We start from the raw sequence: 25850 nt of genomic DNA, 5'->3' as shown, positions 1-25850 counted from the left end.
CGCGAAAAAAGTTCGACGGAGCGGTCGGCGGGCTCGGATCGACAGGTCAGCGGCGGACGGAGAACAACCCCGGCGGCGGCGGATCCGAGCCGGTGGCGTCCGCGTCGCGCACCACCGCCGCGCCACCGACGAAGCGGTCCAACTCGTCGCCGGCCACCACCCGGCCGGGGAACCAGTCCCCGGCAGCCCGCCGGGTCAACGCGGGCACCGGGGGAGTCGTCCGCCCGGCGACCAGCACCAGATTGCCGTACCGGCGACCGCGCAGCACCGCCGCGTCACCGACCAGGCACGCCTGAGGCAGGACCGAGCGCACCGTGGCGACCTGGCCACGGGCGTACCGCAGCGGCGGGCCGTCGGCCAGGTTCGCCAGCAACCAGCCCGCCGGGCGGAGCACCCGCGCCACCTCGGCGGCGTACTCCACCGACGTGAGGTGCGCCGGCGTGCGGGCACCGGCGAACACGTCGGCGACCACCACGTCGTAGCTGGCGTCCCGCGTCGAGGCCAGCACCGCCCGCGCGTCCTGCACACGAACCCGCAGCCGGGCGTCCGCCGGCCAGGGCAACGCGCGGCGCACCAGCTCCACCAGAGCACCGTCCACCTCGGACACCCGCTGGGTCGACCCGGGCCGGGTGGCCGACACGTAGCGGGGCAGGGTCAGCGCGCCGCCGCCGAGGTGCAGCACCCGCAACGGCTCGCCGGGCGGCGCGACCAGGTCCAGTGCGGCGGCCAGCCGCCGGACGTACTCGAACTCCAGATGCGTGGGATCGGTCAGGTCGACGTGCGACTGCGGCGCCCCGTCCAACAGCAGCGTCCACGAACCGGCCCGGTCCGGCGACGGCACCAGCTCGGCCCGCCCGGTGTCCACCTGCTCGACCACCCGGTCATCCGCTCGTTTGCGACCCACCGCGACCGATCCCCGCTCAGCGGCCGACGCGCGCCGCGGTGGTCAACGCGCGGTGCAGCAGACGGGAATCGCCGAGCAACGCCCGCAGGCGGCGCTCCAGACCGGCGATCGGGATGAGGTTCTGCGGCGCCCGCGGATCCTTGTACGGAGTCGACGCGAACCGGGGCAGCGTGACCAGCGACAGGTCGGCCAGGTCGATCGCCGCCTCGACGGGCAGGTCGGCGGAGCACTCCACCCGGACGATCCCGGCCCACGGCGCACCCACGGCCACCGGCAGCCGCAGATACCACGACCACCCGCCCCAGGCCGTGCCGAGCCGGAACACCGGTGACCGCTCACCGGACGCCAGAGAAGTCACCACCGCCGTCAGCCGGGCGTCCAGGTACTGGCTGTGCTGGGTCTTGATGTAGCCGAGCGTGCGCGGCAACTGGCGGCGACTGCGCAACGGACCGTCCACCACCAACAGGTCACCGTCGACCCGGGCAGCGTCGGACACCGCCACCTCCAGCGCGGTCAACGGACCCTGCACGGCCGCCGGCAGCTTCGCCAGCTCGCCGGTGCCGCCCACCCGGTGCACCGGGTAGCGGATCGCGCCCGCCACCACGTCCTGCGCCGACGGGCTCGCCGTGAACAGGCCCCGGCCCACCCGCGTGCCGGCCAACTGGGCCGCACCCCGACCGAGGTCGCAGCGGACCACCCCGGCCGCGTACGACGCCGCCAGCCCCGGGAAGGACCCACCGTCCGCCTCGGCCGTCCAGATGCTCGCGTCGATCCGGCGGACCCCGTCGACAAGCAACACCACGTCCGGGGCCCGCACGTCCGCGCGTACCCCGATCGCCCGCCAGTCGACGGCCGGCAGCTCCACGTCGGCGTCGACCTGCGCGCTGCTCGGCGTCGCCGGCCCGGACGCGGACGCCTCGAACGACGCACCGTACGCCGGATCCCACGAGTCGACGAAGAACGCGGCGTCGCTCACCCGGCCGACCTCTCGTTCGCGACTGCGGGGCTCCGCTGCGCTGCACTCCTCGCGCTCACCGGCCCGTCCGTTCGACGCGCGCCGAGCGGGCATCCTTGCGCACCTCGAAGCGGACCGGGATCCGCTCGGCCAGCGCCGCTACGTGGGTGACCACGCCGACCATCCGGTCACCCCGGGCCGCCAGGTTCTCCAGGGTCGCGGCCACCGTGTCCAGCGTGGCCGCGTCCAGCGTGCCGAAACCCTCGTCCAGGACGATCGACTCCAGACTCGCCGCGGTCGTCGACATACCGGCCAGCTGTTCAGAGAGCGCCAGCGCCAACGCCAGCGACGCCTGGAACGTCTCGCCACCGGAGAGGGTGCGCACCCCCCGGCGCAGCCCCGCGTCGTGGTGATCGACCACGAAGAACTCGCCCTTGTCGTGCACCAGCTCGTACTGGCCCGAGGACAGCTCCCGCAGGATCCCCGACGCGCCGTCGACCAGCAGGTCCAACGCCTCCGCCAGCAGCCACCGTTCGAAGTTGTTTGCCCGCAGGTGCCCGGCCAGGGCCCGCGCCACCTGCGCCTCGCGCTCGTGCCCGGCCCGCTGCTCACGCAACGTGCCAGCCTGCTCGCGGCGCTCGGCCAGCCGGCGACGGTCGGCCTCGGCCCGCTCGACCGCCACGGTCGCGGCGTGCACCGGGTCCTCGCCGACGGGCACGTCGGCGGCGGCGAAACGGTCGGCGATCTGCCGCTGCACCGCGTCGGCCGCCGCCTCGGCGTCGGCGACGACGGTGGCCCGGCCGGCCCGGTCGGCGCGGCGGCGCTGGGCCTCGGCCGCCGCCCAGTCGGTCAGCGCCGCCCACGACGCCGCCACGTCGTCCCGATCCGCTGCCGGCGGACCGAACCGCGCCAGCGCGTCGCGGGCCGTGTCGAAGCCCCGCCACGCCGACCGCAGGCGCTCCTCGGCCGCGTCCACACCCGCGCGCGCCTGGCGGGCGCTGTCCCGGCCGGCCCGCACGGCGGTCGCCGCCTCCTCCAGGGCACGTCGCAGCCGGGCGTGCTCGGCCAACTCCCGGCGCAGCACCGCCGGCTCGGCCGCGCCCGCGAGCTGCCCGTCCAGCTTGGCCAGCCGGGCGTCCACCTGCTCCTGCCGGGCGCGGGCCTGCACCAGCAGCCGCTCCAGCTCACGCGCCGCGGCGTCCCGCTGCTGCACCACCGCCTGCGCCGCCTTGGTGGCGGCCCGCGCCGCCTTGCCGGCGGCCGTCGCGGCGGCCACCGCCGAGTCCGCCGGAACCGCCGGCACCTCGGCCACCGGGTGCTCGCACACCGGGCAGGGCGCACCGGGATGCAGGTGCACGCGCAGGCTGACCGCCAGGTCGGTGGCCTTCGCCTCCTCGTGCGCCCGGAAGGCCGCCTCCAACTCGGCGTCGGCCCGCTCGACGTCCACGCGGGCGGCGGCCAGCGCCGCGACCGCCGTGGCGTGCTCCTCGTCCGCCGCGCGCACTGCCGCGCGGACCGTGTCGGCCTCGCCGGTCAGCCGATCCCGATCGTCGTACGCCCGCAGTTGCAGTCGCAGCGCGCTCTCGTCACCGGCGCCGGCCAGCTCACCGCGCAGCTTCTCCTCCCGGTCCTCGGCCAGCGACACCGCCGTGGCCGCGGCGTCGGCCTCGGCCCGCGCCGCGCTCACCGCGCGGGCCACCTCGGCCACCCCGTGCGGGGCACGCACCCCGGACAGCACGCCCAGCTCGTCGTCGAGCGCGGTCAGGGCAGCCGCCGCCTCCCGCGCGCGTGCCCGGGCCGCCGCCAGCTCCGGCATGGCCCCGGTCACCGCCTCGGCCAGTTCCGCCATCCGGCCCACCCGGGCGTCGGCCTCGGCCAACGCCTCGTCGTCCACCCCCGTCAGACCGGCGAGCACCTGATCGACCGCGTCCAGCCGGGCTTCCGCCTGCGCGGCGCGCGCCGTCGCCCGCTTCTGCACGTCCTCGTAGACGCCGAGGCCGAGCAGGTTGACCAGGATCTGCTGCCGGGTCGCCGGCTTGGCGTGCAAGAAGTCCGCGAACTGACCCTGCGGCAGCACCACGCAGCTGGTGAACTGCTCGTACGGCAGCCCGACCGCCTCCAGCACCGCCTGTTCCATCTCGGCGGGCGTCCCGGCGATCACCTCGCCAAGGTCGTCCGGGCTCAACCCGGTGTCGAGTTTGGTCACGTCGAAGCCGGCCGGCATCACCTGCAGCCCGGCGTTCGCGGTCTTCACGTTGCCCCGGCCGTCCCGGCGCACCACCCGGGTCGCCACGTACCGGGCGCCGCCGGACTCGAAGACCAGCCGCACCCGGGCCTCGGTCGCCGACGGCGCCAGCGCGTTGGCCAGCCCGCGGGCGCCACCCCAGCGGGGCACCGTGCCGTAGAGGGCGAAGCAGATGGCGTCCAGCACTGTGGACTTGCCCGAGCCGGTGGGGCCGATCAGCGCGAAGAAGTCGGCGTCGGTGAAGTCGACGGTGGTCTCGTCCCGGAAGACCGTGAAGCCGGCCATGTCCAACCGCATCGGCCGCATCAGTGCTCGACCTCCTCGAAGAGCTCGTCGAAGAGTTCCCGCACGCCCTCGTCGGCGTGGCCCCGGCTGTCCAGGTAGTCGGCGAACAGCTCCCGGGGCGAACGCCCCGACCGCTGCGCGATGCGCGCGCCGCTGCCCGGCGCGGCGAGCAGCTCCGGGTCGATCCGGATCTCCAGCGCCCGGGGCAGCAGCTCCTGGACCTCCTCGCGCAGGCCGGCGCGGGGCTGCTCCCGGACGAACACCCGCAGCCACGCGTCCGGCGCCTCGATCTCGGCGAGCTGGGCCAGGGTGCCGCGCACCGTCCGCAGCGCGCTCGCGGCGGTCACCGGCACCTCGCGTACCCGGGCGGCCGTGCTGGCGGTCACCTCGACCACCGTCACCGAGGGCACGTTCTCCTGCTCGCCGAAGTCGACGGCGAGCGGGCTGCCGCTGTAGCGCACCGGGCACGGGCCCTCGACGCGCTGCGCCCGGTGCAGGTGACCCAGCGCCACGTAGTGCGCGGTCGCGGGGAAGACGGTGGCCGGCACCGCGTAGCCGAGCACCGTGTGCGCGTCCCGCTCACCACCGCCGGCCGCCGCGCCGGTCACCGTCAGGTGCGCGGTGACCAGGTGCACCCGGTCCGGGTCGGCGAAGCCCTCGGTGAGGCGGCCCAGCACACGGCCCAGGTGGTCGGCGTACGTCTGGTTGGCCTCCGCGGCGGTCAGCTCGTACATCTCCAGCGCGCGGATCGCGTACCGCTGGGACAGAAACGGCAGCGCGGCCAACTGCCACCGCTCCCCACCGGCGGTGGTGCCGTCGATCACGTGTTCGGCCGGGTTCTCGCGGACGCCCCCGCGCAGCGTGATGCCGGCGGCCTCCGCCCACGGCCGCAGCGCGTCCAGCGCCGGGCCGTTGTCGTGGTTGCCGCCGATCGCGACCACGTCCGCGCCGGTCCGACGCAGCGCGGTCAGCGCACGGGTGACCAGCCGGGTCGCCTCCGAGGTCGGCGCGGCCGTGTCGTAGAGGTCACCGGCGACGATCACCAGATCCGGCTGTTCGGCACGGGCGATGTCGATCACCCCGGCCAGTACGGCCTTGTGTTCCTCGGCCCGGGACTGCCCCTTGAGCACCTTGCCCACGTGCCAGTCGGAGGTGTGCAGGATCTTCACAGTTGCACCGGCCCCTGCCTAGAACGGGATGTCGTCGTCGGTGCCGCCGCCGGAGCCCACCACGGCGAACGGGTCGGCGGACTGGGTGATCGAGCGCAGCGTCTCCGAGGGGGCGCGGCCCGCCTCGGAGACCCGGGTGGCCCACGCCGGGAACGGGAACTCCAGGCAGAGCGGCACCGGGATGTCCGGCTGGTTGACGAACATGGTGCCCGGCTTGGCGAGCAGCGCCCGCTGCCGCTGCGCGGGCGGCAGGAAACCGTACTCCGGGCGGGACGCCTCGGCCGGGTCGAGCCGGCCGACCACCCGGATCGCCGAGTTGGTGACGATGCGCCGCTCCACCTCGCTCGCCGTCTGCTGCGCGCCGATCAGGATGACCCCGAGCGACCGCCCTCGCTCGGCGATGTCGAGCAGCACCTCCTTGATGGGGGAGGAGCCCTCGCGGGGCGCGTACTTGTTGAGCTCGTCGAGGACGACGAACAGCAACGGCTTGGCGGTGCCGGACTTCTCCTTGCGCTCGAACTCGCTCTTGAGCGTCACGCCGACGACGAACCGCTGGGCCCGGTCCGGGAGGTTGTGCAGGTCGACCACCGTCACCTGCGCCGACTCGCTCGTGTTGATCGAGTGCGGGCGACGGGTCGCCAGGTCGCCGCGGATCAGCCGGGCGAGATCCTTCTTGCTGCCGATCAACCGGCGGGCGAACGCGTTGACGGTGCCCAGCCCGACCGCGCTGCCCGCCCAGTCGGAGCGGGTCTCGTCGTCGTTGAGCGCCTCGACGATGTGGTCGACGAGGTCGCCGTAGGAGCCGAGCCGGACCCCGTCGATGCTCACCCCACCGTCGGCGGGCTGGGCGTAGCGGGCCAGGTGCGCGGTGACCGAGTGCACGACCATCGTGTACTGCTGGCGCTCGTCGTCGGCGTCGGCGAAGACGTACGGCAGCAGGCGGTCGGCACAGAACTCGCTCAGCGTCCAGTAGAAGGCGTCCACGCCGGTGAGCCGGCTGCTCACGTCCGGGGTGCCGGCCGCGTCGCCGACCCGGGGCGGGGCGTACACCCGCACGTCGGGGAAGGCGCCGGCGCTCAGGCCCAGCTTCGCGTACGCCGCCCGGGTCGGCTCGTCGAGGCGCGTGTTGGGGTGGTCGAGGAACAGCAGGTCCTCGCCCTTGACGTTGAAGATCAGCGCCTTGGCGTTGACCGCGTCGCCGCCCAGCACGCCGGAGCGGAACACCGAGTAGAGCAGGAAGGTGGCGAAGCTCGTCTTGGTGGCCACCCCGGAGATGCCGGAGATCGAGACGTGCGCGCCCCGGCTGCCGTCGAGGAAGTCGGCATTCAGGTAGACCGGCACCCCGTCGCGACCCATGCCCATCGGGATGCGCCGCTCCATCCGGTCGAAGTGCAGTGCCCGGGCCCGTGCGTCGCCCTCGGCCCGGTGCACCACCGCCCCCGGGGTCGGCGGCACGTAGAACTCCGGGTCGACCCGGGTGGTGGTCACCTCGGCCGCCTCCTGCACCTGGGCGGGCAGTGTGCCGTCGGCGATGGCGAACACGTCGGAGTCGAACTGGGCGCCCTCGTGCCGGGCCCGGACCTGGGTGACCACCCCGGCGATCGTTACCGGCTCGCGGTCGGGCAGCTCGCGGCGGGTGACCACCACGTCGTCGAGCTGGAGGTAGCTGCCGGGCGCCACGGCCGTCCAGAACTGCAACGGGGTGGCGTCGGCGGTGCCGAGCACCCGGCCGACCGGCTGGCCCGGGCCGTCCAGGCCGTCGTGTTCGGCGTCGCTCATCGGGCGGGGTGGGTCGGTCGGGCAACGCGGTCGGGGCACATGCCCTGCATCCTGCCCGAGGAGTACGACAGGTCGCCACGCGACGCGGCGGAGGACACGATGCCCGGTCACACTCGCGACGCTCGGTGTGTGACCGGGCGACGGTTCGTCACCCTCGGGCGTGGCGGAGCAGGAGGACGCCGTCGTCGGCGGCGAGCACGTGCCGCAGCGGCAGGTGCCGGGGCGCGCTGGCGTCGCCGGCGGTGATCCGGCCCGCGCCGGGGCCGGCGAGCAGCGGCGCGACGGTGAGGCACAGCTCGTCCACCAGGTCGGCGGCGGTGAGCGCGCCGAGCAGGTGCGGGCCGCCCTCGCAGAGCAGTTGGGTCAGCCCGCGCCGGTGCAGCTCGGCCAGGCCGGCGGCGAGGTCGACCCGCTCGGTCCCGCAGCGCAGCAGGTCGGCGACGTCGGTCAGGCCGGGCGGCGGGTCGGCGTCGGTGCGGGTGAGCACGATCGGCCGGACCGGGGCGTCGGCGAAGGCGGCCTGCGCCGGGTCCAGGTCGAGGGAGCCGGACACGACCACCAGCGTCGGGTACGCGGCCAGCCCGTTCTCCCGACGCCAGGCGCGTCGAGCCTCGTCGAGTCGGACCGCGCGGTAACCCTCGTGTCGCAGGGTGCCGGCGGCCACCACCAGGGCGTCGCAGACCATCCGCAGCAGGCCGAAGACCCGCTTGTCCGGCTCGCCGGACAAGCCGGCGGAGTAGCCGTCCACACTGACCGCGCCGTCCAGGCTGGCGACGAAGTTCACCCGCAGCCGGGGCTGGTCCGCGCGATGGTAGAGCGCGGTCAGCGTGGCGTCGTCGAGCGGTTGGGTGGACGGCTCGGGCCAGAGCCGCCGGATCGGGATTCCGACCGTCATTCGCTGGCCGGACCGGTGACCGGAGGGGTCGGTTCGGCGGTACGGTGCTGGCAGTCGCACCAGTTCCGGCCCGGGCAGTCATCGTGCCGCCGGGCCCGGCACGCTCGGCAGATCATGCTCGCAGCCTAAGCCGCCAAAGGACAGGACAGCATGCCGCGTCAGATCTTCCAGTTGAAGATGTCCCTCGCCGGCGTACGTCCGCCGGTGTGGCGCCGGGTGCTCGTTCCGGCCGGCTACACGCTGGACCGACTGCACCGGGTCGCCCAGCACGCGATGGGCTGGCGGGACTGCCACCTGCACTCGTTCGAGATCGACGCGGTCGCGTACGGCGAGCCGGACCCGGACGGGGGCCTGGCGCTGCACGACGAGCTGGACGTCCGGCTGGACGCGGTTCTCGGCAAGGGCAGCAGGTTCTCCTACACGTACGACTTCGGTGACTGGTGGGAGCACGACCTCGTCGTCGAGGACGCGTTGACCGCCGATCAGGACGAGCGGTACCCGGTCTGCGTGGACGGCCAGCGGGCCTGCCCCCCGGAGAGCATCGGTGGGCCGTCGGGCTACCAGGCGCTGCTCGCGGCCCTGGCCGATCCGACCCATCCGGAGCGGGCCGTGCTGCGGGGCTGGGTCGGTGAGGGCTTCGATCCGACGTTCTTCGACCCCACCGTCGCCACCACACTGCTGCGTCGCTTCTGCTGACCCCGCCTGGCGTACGGGTCGACGTCCGTCACTGGCGGTGCCGGTCTGAAACAGGGCGGTAACGATCTGGGAACGCTCCCATTGGTCTATTGACACCCTGGTAGCGCCCCGGCAATCTCATGGGAGCGCTCCCGGGGGAGTGGCGGAAGTCTCCTTCACAGTTCTCCCCAGATCGTCCACGACCACCGGTCCGGCGGCGGCAGGGGCGCTGCAGCACCCCCCACCACGCACGACACACCAAGCCTCACCACTTGAGAGGGGTCAGGATGAGCGTCACCTCACGTCGTCGCTTTGCGGCGATCGCGCTCGCGTCCGTCGCCGTACTCGCCTCGGCGACCGCCTGCGGCGACGACTCGTCGTCCGATTCGGACGGCGGCAAGGTCACCCTGGTCGTCGACGTCTTCGGCGACCAGGGCTTCGGATACGAAGATCTTTACAAGCAGTACCAGACTGAGCACCCGAACGTCACCATCCAGGAGCGCGGCAAGGGTCTCGGCCTGGGTGACTACAACACCCGGCTGACGCAGCAGATCACCGCAGGCGCCGGCGCCGGCGACGTCGTCGCTCTCGAAGAGGGCACGATCGTGCAGTTCTTCGCGCAGGCCGACAAGTTCGTGAACCTGGCCGACCACGGCGCCAACGACCTGAAGAGCAACTTCCTGCCCTGGAAGTGGGAGGGTGGCCTCACGCCGGACGGCAAGGTGCTCGGTCTCGGCACCGACGTCGGTGGCATGGCCGTCTGCTACCGCAGCGACCTCTTCAAGGCCGCCGGCCTGCCGACCGACCGCGAGCAGGTCGGCGCCCTCTGGCCGACGTGGGACGCCTTCATCGCCCAGGGCCAGAAGTTCGCCGCCGCCGACAAGAAGCACAAGTTCGTCGACTCGGCCACCAACTTCTACAACATCGTGCTGATGCAGACGGCGGGCGCCGGCAGCGGCTACACCTACTTCGACAAGAGCAACAAGCTCGTCGTCGGCGAGAACCCGGACGTGCAGTCCGCGTTCCAGCAGACCACCAAGATGATCAGCGCGGGTCTGTCGAACAACCTGCGGAGCTTCTCCAACGAGTGGAACGCCGGCTTCAAGAACGGCAGCTTCGCCACCATCGGCTGCCCGGCGTGGATGACCGGTGTCATCAAGGGTCAGGCCGGTGACGCGGCGGCCGGCAAGTGGGACGTCGCCAAGGCGCCGGGCAACGGCGGCAACTGGGGCGGTTCCTGGCTGGCCGTGCCGAAGTCCAGCAAGCACCAGAAGGAAGCCGCCGAGCTGGCCAAGTACCTGACCACCGCCAAGAGCCAGACCGAGGCGTTCAAGAAGGTCGGCAACCTGCCCTCGTCGCCGCAGGCCCTTGAGGACCCGGCCGTGCTCGCCGCCACCAACGAGTACTTCAGCGGCGCGCCGATCGGCAAGATCTTCGCCGCCGGCGCTAAGGAGCTGAAGCCGGTCTACCTCGGCCCGAAGAACCAGGCGGTCCGGGACGCGGTCGAGAACGCGCTGCGCAGCATCGAGCAGGGCAAGGCCGCCGACGCCGCTTGGCAGGACGCGGTGAAGAACGGCCAGGCAGCAGGCAAGTAACGGCTGTGACGCGCTCACGGGTGGTGCCGCTGCGGCACCACCCGTGAACCCGCGTCGGAACGCCCTGCCGCGGCGCCCAGGACGGCGTCGCCGAGTGTGAAGGACCGCTCATGAGCTCCCTGAAGACCCCCGCGCCACCGGGTGCGTCGGCCCGCCGGTCGCGTCCCGCTCCGCGGCACTCACCGACGCGCCGCCGGCAGCTGAACCGGCTGGACCTGCGCTTCACCCCGTACGTCTTCGTCCTGCCGTTCTTCGTGCTGTTCGCGATCTTCGGCGTCTACCCGATCGTCTACACGTTCTGGATCGCGATGACCGACCGGTCACCGATGAACGCGACGATCAGCTTCGTCGGTCTGGACAACTTCGTCGAGTTGTTCACGAACGATCCGCAGTTCTGGAACGCGGTGGTGAACACCTTCGGGATGTTCGCGCTCTCCACCATCCCGCAGCTGATCATCGCCCTGCTGCTGGCCAACGCCCTGAACCGGCGCATCCGCGGTCAGATGTTCTTCCGGCTGGCCATCGCGATGCCGATCATCACCTCGACCGCGGTGGTGGCGCTCATCTTCTCGATGATCTACGCCCGCGATTTCGGCCTGATGAACTGGCTGCTCGATCTGGTCGGCGTCGGCCCCATCGACTGGCGGGCCAACCGCTTCGCCTCCTGGTTCGCCATCGCCACGATGGTCGACTGGCGGTGGGTGGGTTACAACGCCCTGATCTACCTCGCGGCGATGCAGTCGATCAACAAGGACGTGTACGAGGCGGCCGCCCTCGACGGCGCCTCCCAGCGCCGGCAGTTCTGGTCGATCACCATCCCCCAGCTGCGTCCCACCATCATCTTCACGCTGATCATCTCGACCATCGGCGGTCTGCAGCTCTTCACCGAGCCGCTGATGTTCACCAGCGGCTCGGGTGCGCTCTCCGGCGGCACGGAGGGTCAGTTCCAGACGATCACGATGTACCTGCTGGACGTCATGAACCAGCGGTTCCGGTGGGGGTACGCGGGTGCCGTCGCCCTGGTGCTCTTCCTGCTGATCGCGTCCGTCTCGTTCCTCAACTACCTGCTGGCCCGCCGAATCAGCTCCGACAAGTGAGGGTGGCCCACCCATGACCAGTACTACTCTGCGACCGCCGGCGGTCCGGCCACCGGCCGGGCGCACCGGCATCCGCCACCGGGCGGAGAAGCTCTGGACGGCCAGCCCACTGACCTGGTTCGGGCTCGTCCTCGGCGTGATCCTGTCGCTCTTTCCGTTCTACTGGATGATCGTCATCGCCTCGCGGACCAGCGACGCCGCGAACTCCTGGCCGCCGCCCTTCCTACCGGGCGGCAAGCTGGGCGAGAACATCCAGCGGGTGCTCGACAACGGTGACGCGAACATCGTCAAGGGCCTGATGAACTCGTTCCTGGTGTCGGGCACGATCACGGTGGCGACCGTGTTCTTCGGCTCGCTCGCCGGGTTCGCGTTCGCGAAACTGCGCTTCCGCGGCAAGAACGCGCTGTTGTTGATCATCCTGGCCTCGATGATGATTCCCATCCAGCTCGGCGTGCTGCCGCTGTACATCCTGATGGCGAAGCTGGAATGGCTGAACACCATGCCGTCGGTGACCGTGCCGTTCCTGATCGGCGGTTTCGGCATCTTCATGATGCGCCAGTACGCCGAGCAGGCGGTGCCCAACGAGCTGATCGAGGCGGCGCGGGTCGACGGCTGCTCCACCTGGCGGGTCTACTGGCACGTGGTGGTGCCGGCGCTGCGACCCGCGGCGGCCGTGCTCGGGCTGCTCACCTTCATGGAGCAGTGGAACCAGTTCTTCTGGCCATTCGTGGTGCTCGCCGACCCGGCCAATCCGACCGTGCAGATCTCACTGCGCAGTCTGAACACCGCGTACTTCGCGGACAATTCTCAGATCTTCGCGGGGACGCTCATCGCGACCCTTCCGTTGTTCATCGTGTTCGTTCTGTTCGGCCGCCAGATCATTGGCGGGATCATGGAAGGTGCCGTCAAGTCGTGAGCAACCCCGCCAGCCCACCCGCCGTCGACGTCCTCGACGAGCGCCCCGGGCTGACCTTTCCACCCGGCTTCCTGTGGGGCGCCGCGACCGCGGCCTACCAGATCGAGGGGGCGGCGGCCGAGGGCGGCCGCACCCCGTCGATCTGGGACACCTTCAGCCACACCGAGGGCCTGGTGGTCAACGGACACACCGGTGACGTGGCCTGCGACCACTACCACCGGGTCCGTGACGACGTCGCCCTGATGGCCGAGCTGGGTCTGAAGTCGTACCGTTTCTCGGTCTCCTGGCCCCGGGTGCAGCCCGGCGGCTCGGGCGCGGCCAACCCACAGGGCCTGGACTTCTACCGTCGGCTGGTCGACGACCTGCTGGCCCACGACATCGAGCCGTGGCTCACCCTCTACCACTGGGACCTGCCGCAGGAGCTGGAGGACGCCGGCGGCTGGCCGTCGCGGGACACCGCGGCGCGCTTCGCCGACTACACCACGCTCGTCGCCGACGCGCTCGGCGACCGGGTGCGCTACTGGACGACGCTGAACGAGCCCTGGTGCTCGGCGTTCCTCGGGTACGGCTCCGGAGTGCACGCCCCGGGCCGGTCGAACGGCGCGGACGCGGTCCGCGCCGGACACCACCTGATGCTCGGGCACGGCCTGGCCGTGCAGGCGCTGCGGGCCGCCCGACCCACCGCCGAGGTGGGCGTGACCGTCAACCTGTACCCGGTCGACCCGGCCAGCGACGCCCCCGCCGACATCGACGCGGCCCGGCGGATCGACGCTCTGGCCAACCGCTTCTTCCTCGACCCGCTGCTGCGCGGGTCGTACCCGGCGGACCTGGTGGCCGACCTGCGCACGGTGACCGACTTCGACCACGTCCGCGACGGCGACCTGGCGACCATCGCCACGCCGCTGGACCTGGTCGGAATCAACTACTACAGCCGGCACGTGGTCGCCGCGCCGGTCGAGGGCGCCGAGCCCGAGCCGTACTGGCGGGCACCGTCCTGCTGGCCGGGCAGCGAGGACGTCCGCTTCGTCACCCGGGGCATCCCGGTCACCGACATGGACTGGGAGATCGACGCCCCGGGCCTGGTCGAGACGCTGCGGCGGGTGCACGAGGAGTACACCGACCTGCCCCTGTACGTCACCGAGAACGGCTCCGCGTTCGTCGACGCGGTCGTCGACGGACAGGTCGACGACCCGGACCGGCTGGCCTACTTCGACGCCCACCTGCGCGCCTGCCACGAGGCGATCAACGCGGGCGTGCCCCTGCGGGGATACTTTGCCTGGTCACTGATGGATAATTTCGAGTGGGCCTGGGGTTACACGAAGCGCTTCGGCATGATCCACGTCGACTACGACAGCCAGCTTCGCATCCCCAAGTCCAGCGCCAGGTGGTACGCCTCGGTGATCCGACGCAACGGTCTGGCCGCACAATAGGCTCGGGCCAGCCATCAGGGCGGTCCCGGTGTCCACCTTTCTCGGGTGGCGCCGGGCCCGCCCGCCGTCGGAGGAGCAGACGATGACAACGCAGCGCACCCGGTCGCTCGGGCGCCCGACCCTCGACGCGGTCGCGGCGCGCGCCGGCGTGGGTCGAGGCACGGTCTCCCGCGTGGTCAACGGCTCGCCCCAGGTCAGCCCGGAGGCCCGGGCCGCGGTCCAGCAGGCCATCGCCGAGCTGGGGTACGTGCCGAACCGCGCGGCCCGTGCGCTGGTCACCCAGCGCACCGACTCCGTCGCCCTGGTGGTGTCCGAGTCCGGCGAGCGGGTCTTCACCGAGCCGTTCTTCGCCTCGATCGTGCGGGGCATCAGCTCCGCGCTGCTCGAGACACCGATGCAGCTCTGGCTGGCCATGGCCCAGTCGCCGGTCGAGCGGGAGCGGGTCGAGCACCACCTGACCAACCAGCACGTCGACGGCGTACTGCTGCTGTCGTTGCACGACTCCGACCCGCTGCCGACCCTGCTCGAGGAGCGCGGCCTGCCCGCCGTGCTCGGCGGTCGGCCCGCCCGCATGCTGCAACCCGGCGCCCAGCCGGCCTGGTTCGTCGACGTGGACAACGTTGGCGGGGCCCGACAGGCGGTGGAATACCTGACCGGGCTGGGGCGCCGACGCATCGGCACCATCGCCGGTCCGCAGGACATGGGCGCGGGCCTGGCCCGCCTGGCCGGCTACACCGAGGCGGTCAAGGCCACCGGGGGCGGCGTCAACCCCGACCTGATCGCGTACGGCGACTTCAGCGAGGGCAGCGGCGCGGCCGCCATGCGCCGGCTACTGGACTCCTGCCCGGATCTGGACGCGGTCTTCGTGGCGTCCGACCTGATGGCGTTCGGCGCGCTGCGTACCCTGCGCGAGGCCGGCCGGCGTGTCCCCGAGGACGTCGCGGTGATCGGTTTCGACGACGCGACGATCGCCCAACAGGCGGAGCCGCCGCTGACCACGGTCTTCCAGCCGGTGGAGGAGATGGGCCGACAGATGGCCCGCCTGCTGGTCGCCCGCATCCGCGGTGACGACCTTCCCGCCCCGCACATCCTCCTGGACACCCAACTGGTCCACCGAGCCTCCGCCTGAGCGGCGGGGGTCAGGCCCAGCGGCGGAGTTCCCGTTTGGCGAGGGAGTTGCGGTGCACCTCGTCGGGGCCGTCGGCGAGGCGCAGGGTGCGGGTCTGCGCCCAGAGGGCGGCCAGTGGCGTGTCCTGGCTGACGCCGGCGCCGCCGTACCCCTGGATGGCCTTGTCGATCACCCACTCCGCCATCGCCGGCGTGCCGATCTTGATGGCCTGAATCTCGGTGTGGGCGCCCTTGTTGCCGACGGTGTCCATCAACCAGGCCGTCTTGAGCACCAGCAGGCGGGCCTGCTCGATGCGCACCCGGGACTCGGCGATCCACTCCCGGACCACGCCCTGCTCGGCGAGCGGCCGGCCGAACGCGACCCGCTCGTTGGCCCGGCGGCAGAGCAGCTCCAATGCCCGCTCAGCCATTCCGATCAATCGCATGCAGTGGTGGATCCGGCCCGGGCCCAGTCGCGCCTGGGCGATGGCGAAGCCGCTGCCCTCGGCGCCGATCAGGTTCTCCGCCGGCACCCGGACGTCGGTGAAGTCGATCTCGGCGTGCCCGCCGTGTGAGCCGTCGGTGTAGCCGAAGACGGTCATGCCCCGGCGGACGTGCACCCCGGGGGTGTCCCGGGGGACCAGCACCATGCTCTGCTGGCGGTGCCGATCGGCGTCGGGATCGGTCTTGCCCATCACGATGAAGATCTCGCAGCTCGGGTCCATCGCGCCGGACGACCACCACTTGCGGCCGTTGATGACGTACTCGTCGCCGTCGCGGACGATCCGGGTGGCGATGTTGGTGGCGTCCGAGGACGCCACGTCCGGCTCGGTCATGCAGAACGCGGAGCGGATCTCGCCCTCCAGCAGCGGCATCAGCCAGCGCTGCTGCTGCGCCTGCGAGCCGAACTCGGCCAGCAATTCCATGTTGCCGGTGTCCGGCGCCGCGCAGTTGACCGCCTCCGGCGCCAGGTGCGGGCTGCGCCCGGTCAGCTCGGCGAGCGGCGCGTACTGCAGGTTGGTCAGGCCGGCGCCGTAGCGCGCGTCGGGCAGGAACAGGTTCCACAGGCCGCGCTTGCGGGCCTCGGCCTTGAGCTCGGCCAGCACGGGGGTACGCGACCACGGATCACCGGCGGCGACCTGCTCGGCGTGCACCGCCTCGGCCGGGTAGACGTGTTCGGTGAGGAACCGGGTCAGCTCGTCGCGCAGCTCCTCGGTCCGGGTGTCGTACGAGAAGTCCATCACCGCTCCCTGGCGGCGGTCAGCCCGTGCGCGACCAGCGGTGCCACCATCTCGCCGATCCGGTCGAAGCCCTCGCCGAGCGTCTGCCCGAGCGTGTGGCGGTAGTGGATGCCCTCGCAGATCACCGCGAGCTTGAAACAGCCCAGCGCCACGTGCCAGTGCAGCGGCCCGACGTCCACGTCGCTGCGCCCGGCGTACCTGTCGATCAGCTCGGCGCCGGTGGGGAAGCCGGCGCGCGGCCCGAGCCCGTCGGCCACCGGGTTGCCCTCGGCCGTCTCGCTGCCGCCGAGGACATCCCAGTACGTCAGGAGCAGCCCCAGGTCGGCGAGGGGGTCGCCGAGGGTGGCCATCTCCCAGTCCAGGACGGCGTGCACGGCCACCGGGTCGGCCGAGGCGAGAAGGTTGTCCAGCCGGTAGTCGCCGTGCACGATCCGGCCGGCGTTCGCGCCCTCGGGGGCGGTCGCGGCAAGCAGGTCACGCAGCTCGTCGATGCCGGGCAGGTCGCGGCTGCGTGAGCGGTCGAGCTGCCCGGCCCAGCGGCGGACCTGTCGGGCCAGGTAGCCCTCCGGGCGGCCGAAGTCGCTCAACCCGACGGCGGCGGGCTCGACGGTGTGCAGCGCGGCGAGGGTGTCCATCATCGCCATGGCGAGCGCCCGTCGTCGTTCGTCGCCGAGCGGGTCGGTCTGCGCGCGGGTGCGGAACACCTCGCCGGGCATCCGCTCCATCAGGTAGAACGGGGCGCCGATCACCTCGGGGTCGGTGCAGAGCAGCAGCGCGCCCGGCACCGGCACCTCGGTCGGCGCCAGTGCCGAGATGACCCGGAACTCGCGGGCCATGTCGTGGGCGGTCGCCAGCACGTGCCCCAGCGGCGGCCGGCGCAGCACGACCTTCCGGTCGCCGAGGCGCAGCAGATAGGTGAGGTTGGACTTGCCGCCCGCGATCAGGTCGGCCCGCGCCCGTCCCACGGCGAGCTCGGGTCGGTGCGCCGCCAGATAGCCGGCGAGTCGATCGAGGTCGAGCCCGGCGGGGGACGCCGGAACAACGCCCGGCCGGAGCGCGTGGACGGCCGGATCGGTCATCCGACTAGTTCATGGCAGCCCGCTCACGTTGTCAAGGTCAGATTTTCCTCTCGGGACATGCCTCTGCAACAGGGACGAAATGGTCAACATTCAGGCTGTGAGCAGCCTGCCGGCCGTCGCCGGCCCGCCGAGCGGAGGGACAGACATGTTGCTGCGAGTTCGGGTCACTCTGCCGGACCGTCCGGGCACCCTCGGCCAGGTCGCCCGCACGTTGGGTGTCTCCGGCGCGGACATCGTCCAGGTGGTGGTTCTCGAACGTCTCGGCGGGCGCGCGGTGGACGACTTCACTGTGGTGTGGCCGGGGGCGGCTCGGGTCGAGCGTCTGCTGGCCGGCCTCGCGGCGATTCCGGGCGTACGGGTGGACGGCGTGTGGCGGGCGATCGGCGCGCCCACCACCACCGGCCAGGACGCGGAGCTGCTGGCGCAGGTCGCGGCCAACCCGGCCGACGGGCTGGCGACCCTGGTCGACGCGGTGCCGGGGCTGCTGGCGGCCGACTGGGCGGTCGCCGCGGTGGTCCCGGTGGACTGGGCGTCGCGCTCCGGGGGCGGTGGCGCCACTGTGGGTCACGCGAGCTGGCGTGCTCCCGTACCCCCGCGGTTGCCCGAGGTGACCCCGCTACGCGGCCGCTCGATGACGACGCCCGACGGCACCCACCACGCGATCGCCCCGTTCGGTCGGGCCGGCCTGGTGCTGGTGGTGGCCCGCGAGCACAGCGACACCCTCAGCGCGGCGGGTTTCCACAGCACGGAGGTCGACCGGCTCACCCAGCTCGTCCGCGCCAGCGCGGTGATTCTCGGCGACCGACTGGACCTGGTCGGCGCGCCACCGGTCGTCGCCGGCCCCTGAGCGGTCCGAGGAATTCCCGGGCCGACACGGCGGGGCAACCGGGCCGCAACAGCCGTGGGCGAGGCTCTGACGTGGGGAAGGGAGCCAACCATGACGTTGTGGCGGATCCGGGCCACTGTGGACGACCGGCCGGGTTACCTGTCGGTTCTCACGGCGAGCCTCGCGCTGCGTGGGGTCAACATCCTCACCGTGCAGGTGCAGCCGACCGAGCAGGGCGCGGTGGACGACTTTCTGGTCGACGCTCCGGACGCGCTCGACGAGGCCGAGTTGGTCGCGGCCGTCGAGCGGGGTCGTGGGCGGGACTGCTGGGTGGCCCGCAGCGAGGCGCGCGGCCTGGCCGACCAGCCGACCCGGGTCCTCGGTCTGGCCAACCGGCTGGTGCGTGACCCGGACGCGGCGGGTGAGGCGCTGCGGACCTTGCTCGGCGCCGACTCGGTCAGCTGGCGGCCGGCGTCGGTCGGCGTCGACCGGGGGATCATCGGCACGAGCATGTCGCTGGCGGACCCGGCGGGTGGTTCCTTCGCGCTGCGCCGGGCCGCGCCCGCGTTCACCCCGGCGGAGTACGCGCGGGCGCAGGCCCTGGTCGAGCTGGCCGCCACCGTGGTCCGTCGCGCCGCCGAGCAGGTCACACTGGTGCTGCCGGACGATGTCGAGGTGGTTGTGCGCCCGGCCTGCGCCGACGACCTGCCCGGCGTACGGGAGCTGCACGAGGGGTGTTCGGCGCGCAGCCGGCAGCGGCGCTACCTGGGCGGGGCGGCGCTGCCGCGGCCGGACCGATTGCGTCGGTTGCTGGAGCCGAATCGGGGACTGACCCTGGTCGCGGTGGCCACCGGCTCCGACGGTGCGGCCGAGTCGGTGGTCGCTATGGCGAACCTGCTCGGCGAGGGCGACGAGGCCGAGGTGGCACTGCTGGTGCGCGACGACTGGCAGCGGCGCGGGCTCGGCTCGGCGTTGCTGCGCCGATTGGTTCAGCACGCCGACCGGTCCGGGTACGCGGCGCTGGTGCTGCACGTGCAGGCGGAGAACGCCCCAATGCTGCGTACCCTGCGCCGGCTGGGCCGCCCCGCCGCCGCGGAGCGCGACGGCGCGCTGCTCACCCTCACCGTCCCGCTCGCCGCACAAAGGAAAGGCACCCTGCTGACGCCTGGCGCATAGGAAGGGGCCACCTTCTAACCGCGGGCGCGGCTCACTGCTGCGTCAACGCGTGGAGGGTTGGCGACGGCCGGACAGGCAGAACCGGTTGCCCTCCGGGTCGGCGAGGACCACGTACGGCGGTTCGGTGGGGTGGGGGTCGGTGGGGTAGTGCCGCCAGTTGACCGGTTGGGCGCCGAGCGCGAGCAACCGGTCGAGTTCCTCGTCGAGGCTGCGCTCGCCGGCGTCCAGGTCCAGGTGGAGGCGGGGAAACTCCTGCGCCGGGCTCTCGCTGAGGTCCATCGCGATGGCGACGCCCGGAGCCCCTGGCGGCGGCTCCAGCACGACCCACTCGTCGCCGTCGAATCGGGGCGCCCGGCGGCGGTAACGGAGCGCCGCGGCCCAGAACCTTGCCGCCCGTTCGGCGTCGGACACGCCCAAGGAGAGCTGTTCGATCATCGCCATCTCGCGACGGTACGCCGCCGGTCCCCTGTCGGACGCGCCGGGCTTCGCCAGGGGACCCGCACGGCCTCAGGTGGCGGGGTAGCTGTTGTAGTCGGGGAAGTTGCCGTAGAGGCGGCCCTCGCCGCCCACGGTGACCGCCTGCACCAGCAGGTCTCCGCCGACGAACGCGCCTTTCCAGGACGCGCCCCGGCCGCCGAACGGCTCGTCCCGGTCGCCGCGCGAGCGCGGCTTGTTGATGCCCACCTTGAACGCCTGGAGGTCCACCGCGAGCTTGCCGGCCTCGTCGGTGTCGTCGCAGGCCAGCGACGCGACGAGCGCGCCGTTGGAGGCGTTCATGGCGGCCAGCAGCTCGTCGGTGGTGTCCACCACGACGATCGTGTCGACCGGGCCGAACGGCTCCGCGTGCATCAGCCGGGACCGGCCGGGCGGGGCGAGCAGCACCGACGGCGCCACGTACGCCGAGGTGTCCTGCCCGGGGAGGAACGGTGCCCCGGTCAGCTTGCCCCGGTGCAGCGGCACCGCGCCGCCGCGAACCGCCTCGTCGACCTTGCGGCGCAGCTCGTCGGCCTTGGCGGCGCTGATCAGCGGCCCGAAGTCCAGCTCGGGCAGCGGGTCACCGGCCGTCCAGTCGTCCCCGACGGCCAGCGGGTGACCGAACCGGACCGAACGCACGACCGGCAGGTACATGTCGAGGAACTCGTCGACCAGGTCGCGCTGCACCACGAACCGGGGGTACGCGGTGCAGCGCTGCTTGCCGTACTCGAAGCCCTTCTTCAGGTGCGCGGCGAGCAGGTCCCACTGGGAGAAGTTCCAGATGCCCCAGGCGTTGAGGCCCTCCTGCTCGATGAAGTGCCGCTTGTTGCTGTCGAGCAGCGCGGCGGCCACCTTGCCGCCGTTGGAACGGCCACCGACGAACGCCACCGCGCCGATCTCGGGCGCCCGGACGAGCACCTCGGACAGTTCCTCGCCGCCGCCGGAGACGAGGGTGGCGGGCAGGCCGGCGCGACGCATCAGCGCGTGTGCGACGGTCAGGCAGACCGCGCCGCCCTGGGACGGGGTCTTGGCGATGACCGCGTTGCCGGCCAGCAGTTGGACCAGCTCGGCGTGCACGAGGACGCTCATCGGGTAGTTCCAGGAAGCGATGTTGCTGACGGGGCCGTCCAGTGGCTCGCGGCCGTCGGCGAGCATCCGGTCGATCTCGCTCACGTACCAGCGGACGCCGTCGAGCGCCCGGTCCACGTCGGCGCAGGCCAGCCGCCACGGCTTGCCGATCTCCCAGACGAGCAGGAGCGCGAGCAGGTCACGGTTGGCGGTGAGCGCGTCCAGGGCGTCGCAGACCCGGGCCTTGCGATCGCCCAGCGGGGTACGCGCCCAGGCCCGGTGCGCGGCGGCGGCGTGCGCGACCGCGGCGCGGGCGGTGTCGGCGTCGAGTCGGGACAGGTTGATGACGACGCTGTTGTCGACGGGAGTGCGGACCGGCGCCGGGTGGCCGACCGCCCGCCAGTCACCTTCGATGAGGTTGTGCAGCGTGGTGACGCCGTCCACCTCAGCGCCGAACGCCTCCGGCGTGGCGGTGACCGCCCGGGCGAGGGTGTCGGACCAGGCGGTGCCGTCGGCGAGTCGTAGTGCCATCGCGTTCTCCTCAGGGTTGACCGGGGAGCGGCGGCGTCGACGGCACCGCTGATGATCGGTACTGTCTCGCGCGCGGTAGTCGGTCAGCAACCGTACGCTCGTCTGGCTGGGCGTCGACCGGCCGAAGTCGCTCGGTGGCCGACTCCGAGAGAAGTGTCGTGACCAGCGAGCATGGCCATCAGTTCATCGACTTACATCGATGATGTGACGTTGTTGGCTAGGTTACCCGCGAGTACGGAAGGCGGGTCGGGGCGTCCGATGTGCAGGGGCGCGCAAGGCACGCGGAACGCCGACGACCGGCGCCCGGAGCGATGTCCGGGGCCGGTCGTGGGCGTACGTCGGTCAGCTGGTGAAGGTGATCCGGTCGCGTCGGCGACGCATCATCAGCAGGGCGCCGCCGCCGATCAGGGCGACACCGCCGAGCGCGAAGCTGGTGACGGCCACGCCGGTGAGCGGGAGGCTGCCGCCATTGTCGCCGCCGCCCGCGCCTCCCGGGGTCGAGGCGGATCCGCCGGGCGCCGTCGACTCCGACGGCGAGACCGAGCCCGTCGGCGTCGACGTGACCGGAGTGGTCGGCGTCGACGTTGCCCCAGTGGTCGGCGTCGACGTGGCGGGAACGGTCGGCGTCGGCGAGTCCGTGGTCGGCGTCGGGGACCCGGTGATCGGCGTGGTCGGGGTCGGCGACGCGGTGGCGCCGGTACCGGCGCACGTGTGGCTGAGGTTGAACTTGTCGCCCTCGCCGCTGACCTGGGCGCTGCCGCCGGTCAACGTCCATCCTGCGGGGGTGAAGAGGTAGGCGTGCTTCACCTGCTTGTCGCCGCCACCGTTGGCGGACAGGAAGTCGGTGTACGGATCCGCGGGGTTCGGCACGGTCACGGTCACCGAGACGCCCGCGGTGTCCTTGAAGGTCAAGGTCAGGCTCTGGAAGTCACCGGCGCGCTTGGTGGGCAGCACGAAGTGCCAGCCGTCCTGGTTGGTGGGTCGGGTGCCGAACCTGGGGTCCTGGCACTCCTGCTGGAACGTTCCCGCCGTCGCGCCCGCGTGGGCGGGGTTGAGGGGGACGATGCTCGATGCCCAGGCCGGGGAGGCGATGGCGAGAACGGCCGTGGCGGCGGCCGTGCGAACGGCCGCGCGCGTCAGGCTCCGACGCAGTGGCATGAGGAATCCTCCGGGATTGGTCGAGGGGGCCGCCCATGATCCCATGTGGGGGGCCTGCCGGCGGCATCGTCCAACCGGGCTGAGCTGGGACGACGTCTCGGACGGGAAGTGCCTGCCGGGTCGACCTTCTGCGCCGTCGAGCGCGTGTCGCCGTAACCCCGTGAGTGCCGCCGCGCTGGCGGCGCAACCCGGGCTTCCCAATCGACGACGTGCACATTACATTGTCGGTTATCCATGGGAGCGCTTCCACGGCTGCCCATGGTCACACCGCCACCCCGCTGTCGCCGGTGGCCGTGCCGCCCCCACGCCGTCCCGCGTCGGTGCGACCGCCGGCGGCGCCTCCGACAGGAGCCTTCATGCGCCACCTGACCCGGCCGTCCACCGGCCACCCCGGCCGGTCGCCGGTCGCCGACCAGCCCTGGCCCCGGCGGTTGCTGGCCGCCGGCGTCGCCCTGCTCACCGGGCTGTCCCTCGCGGTCACCGCGCCGCCGGCCGGGCCCGCGTCCGCCGCCCCGGCCTTCAACTACGCCGAGGCATTGCAGAAGTCGCTGTTCTTCTACGAGGCGCAGCAGTCGGGCAAGCTGCCGGACTGGAACCGGGTCTCCTGGCGCGGCGACTCCGCGCTCACCGACGGCGCCGCCGCCGGGCTGGACCTCACCGGCGGCTGGTACGACGCCGGCGACCATGTCAAGTTCGGCTTCCCGATGGCGTTCAGCGCCACCATGCTGGCGTGGGGCGCGGTGGAGTACCGCAGCGGCTACACGGCCTCCGGGCAACTGCCGCACCTGCTCAACAACCTGCGCTTCGTCAACGACTACTTCATCAAGGCGCACCCGTCGGCCAACGTCCTCTACGGACAGGTCGGCAAGGGCGACGACGACCACAAGTGGTGGGGCCCGGCCGAGGTGCTGCCGATGGCGCGGCCCGCGTACAAAATCGACGCGAGCTGTGGCGGCGCGGACCTCGCCGGCGAGACGGCGGCCGCGATGGCCGCCTCCTCGATGGTGTTCCGGCCCACCGACGCGACCTACGCCGACAAGCTGCTCACCCACGCCCGGCAGCTCTACACCTTCGCCGACACGGTGCGGAAGTCCTACAGCGAGTGCATCACCGACGCGGCCTCCTTCTACAAGTCGTGGAGCGGCTACCAGGACGAGCTGGTGTGGGCCGCCATCTGGCTCTACCGGGCCACCGGCGACGCCAGCTACCTGACCAAGGCCGAGAGTGAGTACGACAAGCTCGGCACCGAGCCGCAGTCCACCACCCGCTCCTACAAGTGGACCATCGCCTGGGACAACAAGCAGTTCGGCGCGTACGTGCTGCTGGCCAACCTGACCGGCAAGCAGAAGTACGTCGATGACGCCAACCGCTGGCTGGACTACTGGACCGTCGGGGTGAACGGGCAGCGGGTGCCGTACTCGCCCGGTGGGATGGCGGTGCTCGACTCCTGGGGCGCGCTGCGCTACGCGGCCAACACCTCCTTCGCCGCGCTGGTCTACAGCGACAAGACCACTGACACGACCCGCAAGGCGCGCTACCACGACTTCGCCGTCCGGCAGATCAACTACGCGCTCGGCGACAACCCGCGCAACTCCAGCTACGTCATCGGGTTCGGGGCCAACGCACCGAAGAACCCGCACCACCGCACCGCGCACGGGTCCTGGTGGGACAGCCAGACCGTGCCCGTCGAGACCCGGCACACCCTCTTCGGCGCGCTGGTCGGCGGCCCGTCCTCGGCCAACGACGCGTACACCGACAGCCGGTCCGACTACGTGATGAACGAGGTCGCCACCGACTACAACGCCGGCTTCACCTCCGCGCTGGTCCGGCTGACCTCCGAGTACGGCGGCACGGCGCTTGCCAACTTCCCGGTCGCCGAGACGCCCGACCTGGACGAGCTGACCGTGGAGACCACTGTGATGCAGGCCGAACCCCGGGCCACCGGGCTCAAGGCGATCATCTACAACAAGTCGGCGTTCCCGGCCCGGGCCCTGACCACCGGCAAGTTCCGGTACTACTTCCGGCCCGACGGCACCGGTCCGGTCCAGGTCACCTCCGGCTACACCCAGGGCTGCCCGTCGCCGACCACGGCGAAGCAGTTCAGCGGCGACATCTGGTACGTCGAGGTGGACTGCACCGGCTACACCATCGCCCCGGCCGGGCAGTCGCAGCACCGGATGGAGGTCCAGTTCAAGATCGGCGTGCCGGAGGGTGGCACCTGGGACCCGACCAACGATCCGTCGTACCAGGCGGCCGCCGGGCCCAACCGCAAGGTTCCGCTCTACTCCGGCGGCGTACGCGTCTGGGGCGAGGAGTCCGGACCGGCCACCCCGGACAGCACCGCGCCCACGGTGCCCGGCACGCCCGTCGCGTCCGCCGTCACGTCCAGCGGGCTCACGCTGACCTGGGCCGCGTCCACCGACACCGGCGGCAGCGGGTTGGCCGGCTACGAGGTGACCCGTACCTCGGCCGGCGCCGACCCGGTCGTCACCGCCTCGACGGGGGCCACCCTGGCCGTGACCGGGCTGGCGCCCGAGCGGACGTACCAGTTCACCGTGCGGGCGTTCGACGGCGCCGGCAACCGCTCGGCGGCATCGGCCGCGCTCAGCGTCACCACGCCGGCCGGCCCGGCGCCGGACACCACAGCGCCGACCGCACCCGGTACGCCCACCGCCTCCGCGATCGGCCCGACCGGCCTGACCCTGACCTGGGGCCCGTCCACCGACGCGGCGGGCGTCACCGCCTACCGCGTCTACCGGAGCGGGAACGTTCTGGTCGGCTCGGCCACCGGCACCACGCTGGCGGTGACCGGGCTGACCGCCTCCACCACGTACACGTTCACGGTGGTGGCGGTGGACGCGGCCGGAAACGTTTCGGCCGCGTCGCCCGGCGTCACGGTCACCACCACGGCCCCGCCTGCCGGCGGCGGCTGCGCGGTGACCTGGACGGCGAACACCTGGGACACCGGGTTCACCGCGAACATCACGATCGCCAACACCGGCACCACGGCGATCAACGGCTGGACGCTCGCGTTCACGTTCGGAAGCAGCGGGCAGAAGGTCGGGCAGGCCTGGTCGGCGACCGTGACCCAGACCGGCACCGCGGTGACCGCGTCGAACCTGTCCTACAACGGGACACTGGCGCCGGGTGCGTTGACGAGCTTCGGCTTCAACGGCACCCACACCGGCAGCACCACCAGGCCGACCGCCTTCACCCTGAACGGCGCCGCCTGCACCGTCTCCTGA

At 72.3% G+C, this 25850-nt stretch carries 20 protein-coding genes; 9 read left to right on the top strand and 11 right to left on the bottom strand.

Annotation, left to right across the window (positions count from 1 at the left end):
• Positions 1-46: 46 nt before the first annotated feature.
• The 6 genes from ACGGAQ_RS13775 to ACGGAQ_RS13750 form a co-directional block, all read right to left on the bottom strand.
• Positions 47-904 (bottom strand): fused MFS/spermidine synthase, encoded by an 858-nt coding sequence (locus ACGGAQ_RS13775; RefSeq protein ID WP_354863142.1) that lies wholly within the window; start codon positions 902-904, stop codon positions 47-49.
• Positions 905-920: 16 nt separating this feature from the next.
• Positions 921-1880, bottom strand: a complete 960-nt coding sequence (locus tag ACGGAQ_RS13770) for a hypothetical protein (RefSeq protein ID WP_393048352.1) — start codon at positions 1878-1880, stop codon at positions 921-923.
• Positions 1881-1935: 55 nt separating this feature from the next.
• Positions 1936-4410: an AAA family ATPase gene (locus tag ACGGAQ_RS13765; RefSeq protein ID WP_393048349.1), complete on the bottom strand. Its 2475-nt coding sequence runs from the start codon at positions 4408-4410 to the stop codon at positions 1936-1938.
• Entirely contained in the window at positions 4410-5558 is a 1149-nt protein-coding gene (locus ACGGAQ_RS13760; protein ID WP_393048346.1) for an exonuclease SbcCD subunit D, read from the bottom strand. The genes ACGGAQ_RS13765 and ACGGAQ_RS13760 overlap by 1 nt, the downstream gene beginning before the upstream one ends.
• An 18-nt stretch (positions 5559-5576) precedes the next feature.
• On the bottom strand, positions 5577-7337 hold the full coding sequence (locus ACGGAQ_RS13755) for an ATP-binding protein (RefSeq protein WP_393048344.1): 1761 nt from the start codon (positions 7335-7337) through the stop codon (positions 5577-5579).
• Between the two features lie 148 nt (positions 7338-7485).
• A complete protein-coding gene (locus tag ACGGAQ_RS13750; RefSeq protein WP_393048341.1) occupies positions 7486-8232 on the bottom strand; it encodes a pyrimidine reductase family protein in 747 nt (248 codons plus the stop codon).
• Positions 8233-8382: 150 nt separating this feature from the next.
• Between ACGGAQ_RS13750 and ACGGAQ_RS13745 the strand changes: the two genes are divergently transcribed.
• The 6 genes from ACGGAQ_RS13745 to ACGGAQ_RS13720 all read left to right on the top strand — a co-directional run bounded on the left by ACGGAQ_RS13745 (position 8383) and on the right by ACGGAQ_RS13720 (position 15074).
• Positions 8383-8928 (top strand): plasmid pRiA4b ORF-3 family protein, encoded by a 546-nt coding sequence (locus ACGGAQ_RS13745; protein ID WP_393048338.1) that lies wholly within the window; start codon positions 8383-8385, stop codon positions 8926-8928.
• A 266-nt stretch (positions 8929-9194) separates the two neighbouring features.
• On the top strand, positions 9195-10502 hold the full coding sequence (locus ACGGAQ_RS13740) for an ABC transporter substrate-binding protein (protein ID WP_393048335.1): 1308 nt from the start codon (positions 9195-9197) through the stop codon (positions 10500-10502).
• A gap of 110 nt (positions 10503-10612) precedes the next feature.
• The gene (locus ACGGAQ_RS13735; RefSeq protein ID WP_393048332.1) at positions 10613-11599 is read left to right on the top strand and encodes a carbohydrate ABC transporter permease; all 987 of its coding nucleotides are present in this window, start codon (positions 10613-10615) and stop codon (positions 11597-11599) included.
• A 13-nt stretch (positions 11600-11612) separates the two neighbouring features.
• Complete coding sequence (locus ACGGAQ_RS13730) at positions 11613-12515, top strand: carbohydrate ABC transporter permease (RefSeq protein WP_387184078.1); 903 nt, start codon at positions 11613-11615, stop codon at positions 12513-12515.
• Positions 12512-13945: a GH1 family beta-glucosidase gene (locus tag ACGGAQ_RS13725; RefSeq protein ID WP_393048329.1), complete on the top strand. Its 1434-nt coding sequence runs from the start codon at positions 12512-12514 to the stop codon at positions 13943-13945. Before ACGGAQ_RS13730 ends, ACGGAQ_RS13725 begins: the two co-directional genes overlap by 4 nt.
• 82 nt (positions 13946-14027) lie before the next feature.
• Entirely contained in the window at positions 14028-15074 is a 1047-nt protein-coding gene (locus ACGGAQ_RS13720) for a LacI family DNA-binding transcriptional regulator (RefSeq protein WP_393048326.1), read from the top strand.
• A gap of 10 nt (positions 15075-15084) precedes the next feature.
• Here the strand turns inward: ACGGAQ_RS13720 and ACGGAQ_RS13715 are convergent, their stop codons facing one another.
• The gene (locus ACGGAQ_RS13715; RefSeq protein ID WP_393048323.1) at positions 15085-16293 is read right to left on the bottom strand and encodes an acyl-CoA dehydrogenase family protein; all 1209 of its coding nucleotides are present in this window, start codon (positions 16291-16293) and stop codon (positions 15085-15087) included.
• Positions 16293-17372 carry a phosphotransferase family protein gene (locus ACGGAQ_RS13710; RefSeq protein ID WP_393048320.1) on the bottom strand — a complete coding sequence of 360 codons (1080 nt, stop codon included), beginning with the start codon at positions 17370-17372 and terminating at the stop codon, positions 16293-16295. Before ACGGAQ_RS13710 ends, ACGGAQ_RS13715 begins: the two co-directional genes overlap by 1 nt.
• Positions 17373-17517: 145 nt before the next feature.
• On the opposite strand from ACGGAQ_RS13710, the gene ACGGAQ_RS13705 reads away from it, so the two are divergent.
• Both ACGGAQ_RS13705 and ACGGAQ_RS13700 read left to right on the top strand, forming a co-directional pair.
• Positions 17518-18219 carry an amino acid-binding protein gene (locus ACGGAQ_RS13705; protein ID WP_393048317.1) on the top strand — a complete coding sequence of 234 codons (702 nt, stop codon included), beginning with the start codon at positions 17518-17520 and terminating at the stop codon, positions 18217-18219.
• A gap of 90 nt (positions 18220-18309) precedes the next feature.
• Positions 18310-19374: a GNAT family N-acetyltransferase gene (locus tag ACGGAQ_RS13700; protein WP_393048311.1), complete on the top strand. Its 1065-nt coding sequence runs from the start codon at positions 18310-18312 to the stop codon at positions 19372-19374.
• A gap of 42 nt (positions 19375-19416) precedes the next feature.
• Here the strand turns inward: ACGGAQ_RS13700 and ACGGAQ_RS13695 are convergent, their stop codons facing one another.
• The 3 genes from ACGGAQ_RS13695 to ACGGAQ_RS13685 form a co-directional block, all read right to left on the bottom strand.
• Positions 19417-19815, bottom strand: coding sequence for a VOC family protein (locus tag ACGGAQ_RS13695; RefSeq protein ID WP_393048309.1), 399 nt, complete (start codon positions 19813-19815; stop codon positions 19417-19419).
• A 66-nt stretch (positions 19816-19881) separates the two neighbouring features.
• On the bottom strand, positions 19882-21447 hold the full coding sequence (locus tag ACGGAQ_RS13690) for an aldehyde dehydrogenase family protein (RefSeq protein WP_393048307.1): 1566 nt from the start codon (positions 21445-21447) through the stop codon (positions 19882-19884).
• A 342-nt stretch (positions 21448-21789) separates the two neighbouring features.
• Positions 21790-22605: an LPXTG cell wall anchor domain-containing protein gene (locus ACGGAQ_RS13685; protein WP_393048304.1), complete on the bottom strand. Its 816-nt coding sequence runs from the start codon at positions 22603-22605 to the stop codon at positions 21790-21792.
• A gap of 356 nt (positions 22606-22961) precedes the next feature.
• On the opposite strand from ACGGAQ_RS13685, the gene ACGGAQ_RS13680 reads away from it, so the two are divergent.
• Positions 22962-25850, top strand: coding sequence for a glycoside hydrolase family 9 protein (locus ACGGAQ_RS13680; RefSeq protein ID WP_393048302.1), 2889 nt, complete (start codon positions 22962-22964; stop codon positions 25848-25850).

This window comes from Micromonospora sp. NPDC047557 (assembly GCF_043205095.1).
GTDB lineage: Bacteria > Actinomycetota > Actinomycetes > Mycobacteriales > Micromonosporaceae > Micromonospora.
Note: the sequence above shows the minus strand (reverse complement) of the source record. Positions and strands in the feature narration are given on the sequence as shown.

Coding starts and splice junctions, on each gene's coding strand:
- ACGGAQ_RS13765 (WP_393048349.1), bottom strand. CDS start 4,410: ATGCGGCCGATGCGGTTGGACATGGCCGGCTTCACGGTCTTCCGGGAC.
- ACGGAQ_RS13755 (WP_393048344.1), bottom strand. CDS start 7,337: ATGAGCGACGCCGAACACGACGGCCTGGACGGCCCGGGCCAGCCGGTC.
- ACGGAQ_RS13750 (WP_393048341.1), bottom strand. CDS start 8,232: ATGACGGTCGGAATCCCGATCCGGCGGCTCTGGCCCGAGCCGTCCACC.
- ACGGAQ_RS13745 (WP_393048338.1), top strand. CDS start 8,383: ATGCCGCGTCAGATCTTCCAGTTGAAGATGTCCCTCGCCGGCGTACGT.
- ACGGAQ_RS13740 (WP_393048335.1), top strand. CDS start 9,195: ATGAGCGTCACCTCACGTCGTCGCTTTGCGGCGATCGCGCTCGCGTCC.
- ACGGAQ_RS13735 (WP_393048332.1), top strand. CDS start 10,613: ATGAGCTCCCTGAAGACCCCCGCGCCACCGGGTGCGTCGGCCCGCCGG.
- ACGGAQ_RS13730 (WP_387184078.1), top strand. CDS start 11,613: ATGACCAGTACTACTCTGCGACCGCCGGCGGTCCGGCCACCGGCCGGG.
- ACGGAQ_RS13720 (WP_393048326.1), top strand. CDS start 14,028: ATGACAACGCAGCGCACCCGGTCGCTCGGGCGCCCGACCCTCGACGCG.
- ACGGAQ_RS13715 (WP_393048323.1), bottom strand. CDS start 16,293: ATGGACTTCTCGTACGACACCCGGACCGAGGAGCTGCGCGACGAGCTG.
- ACGGAQ_RS13710 (WP_393048320.1), bottom strand. CDS start 17,372: ATGACCGATCCGGCCGTCCACGCGCTCCGGCCGGGCGTTGTTCCGGCG.
- ACGGAQ_RS13705 (WP_393048317.1), top strand. CDS start 17,518: ATGTTGCTGCGAGTTCGGGTCACTCTGCCGGACCGTCCGGGCACCCTC.
- ACGGAQ_RS13700 (WP_393048311.1), top strand. CDS start 18,310: ATGACGTTGTGGCGGATCCGGGCCACTGTGGACGACCGGCCGGGTTAC.
- ACGGAQ_RS13695 (WP_393048309.1), bottom strand. CDS start 19,815: ATGGCGATGATCGAACAGCTCTCCTTGGGCGTGTCCGACGCCGAACGG.
- ACGGAQ_RS13690 (WP_393048307.1), bottom strand. CDS start 21,447: ATGGCACTACGACTCGCCGACGGCACCGCCTGGTCCGACACCCTCGCC.
- ACGGAQ_RS13685 (WP_393048304.1), bottom strand. CDS start 22,605: ATGCCACTGCGTCGGAGCCTGACGCGCGCGGCCGTTCGCACGGCCGCC.
- ACGGAQ_RS13680 (WP_393048302.1), top strand. CDS start 22,962: ATGCGCCACCTGACCCGGCCGTCCACCGGCCACCCCGGCCGGTCGCCG.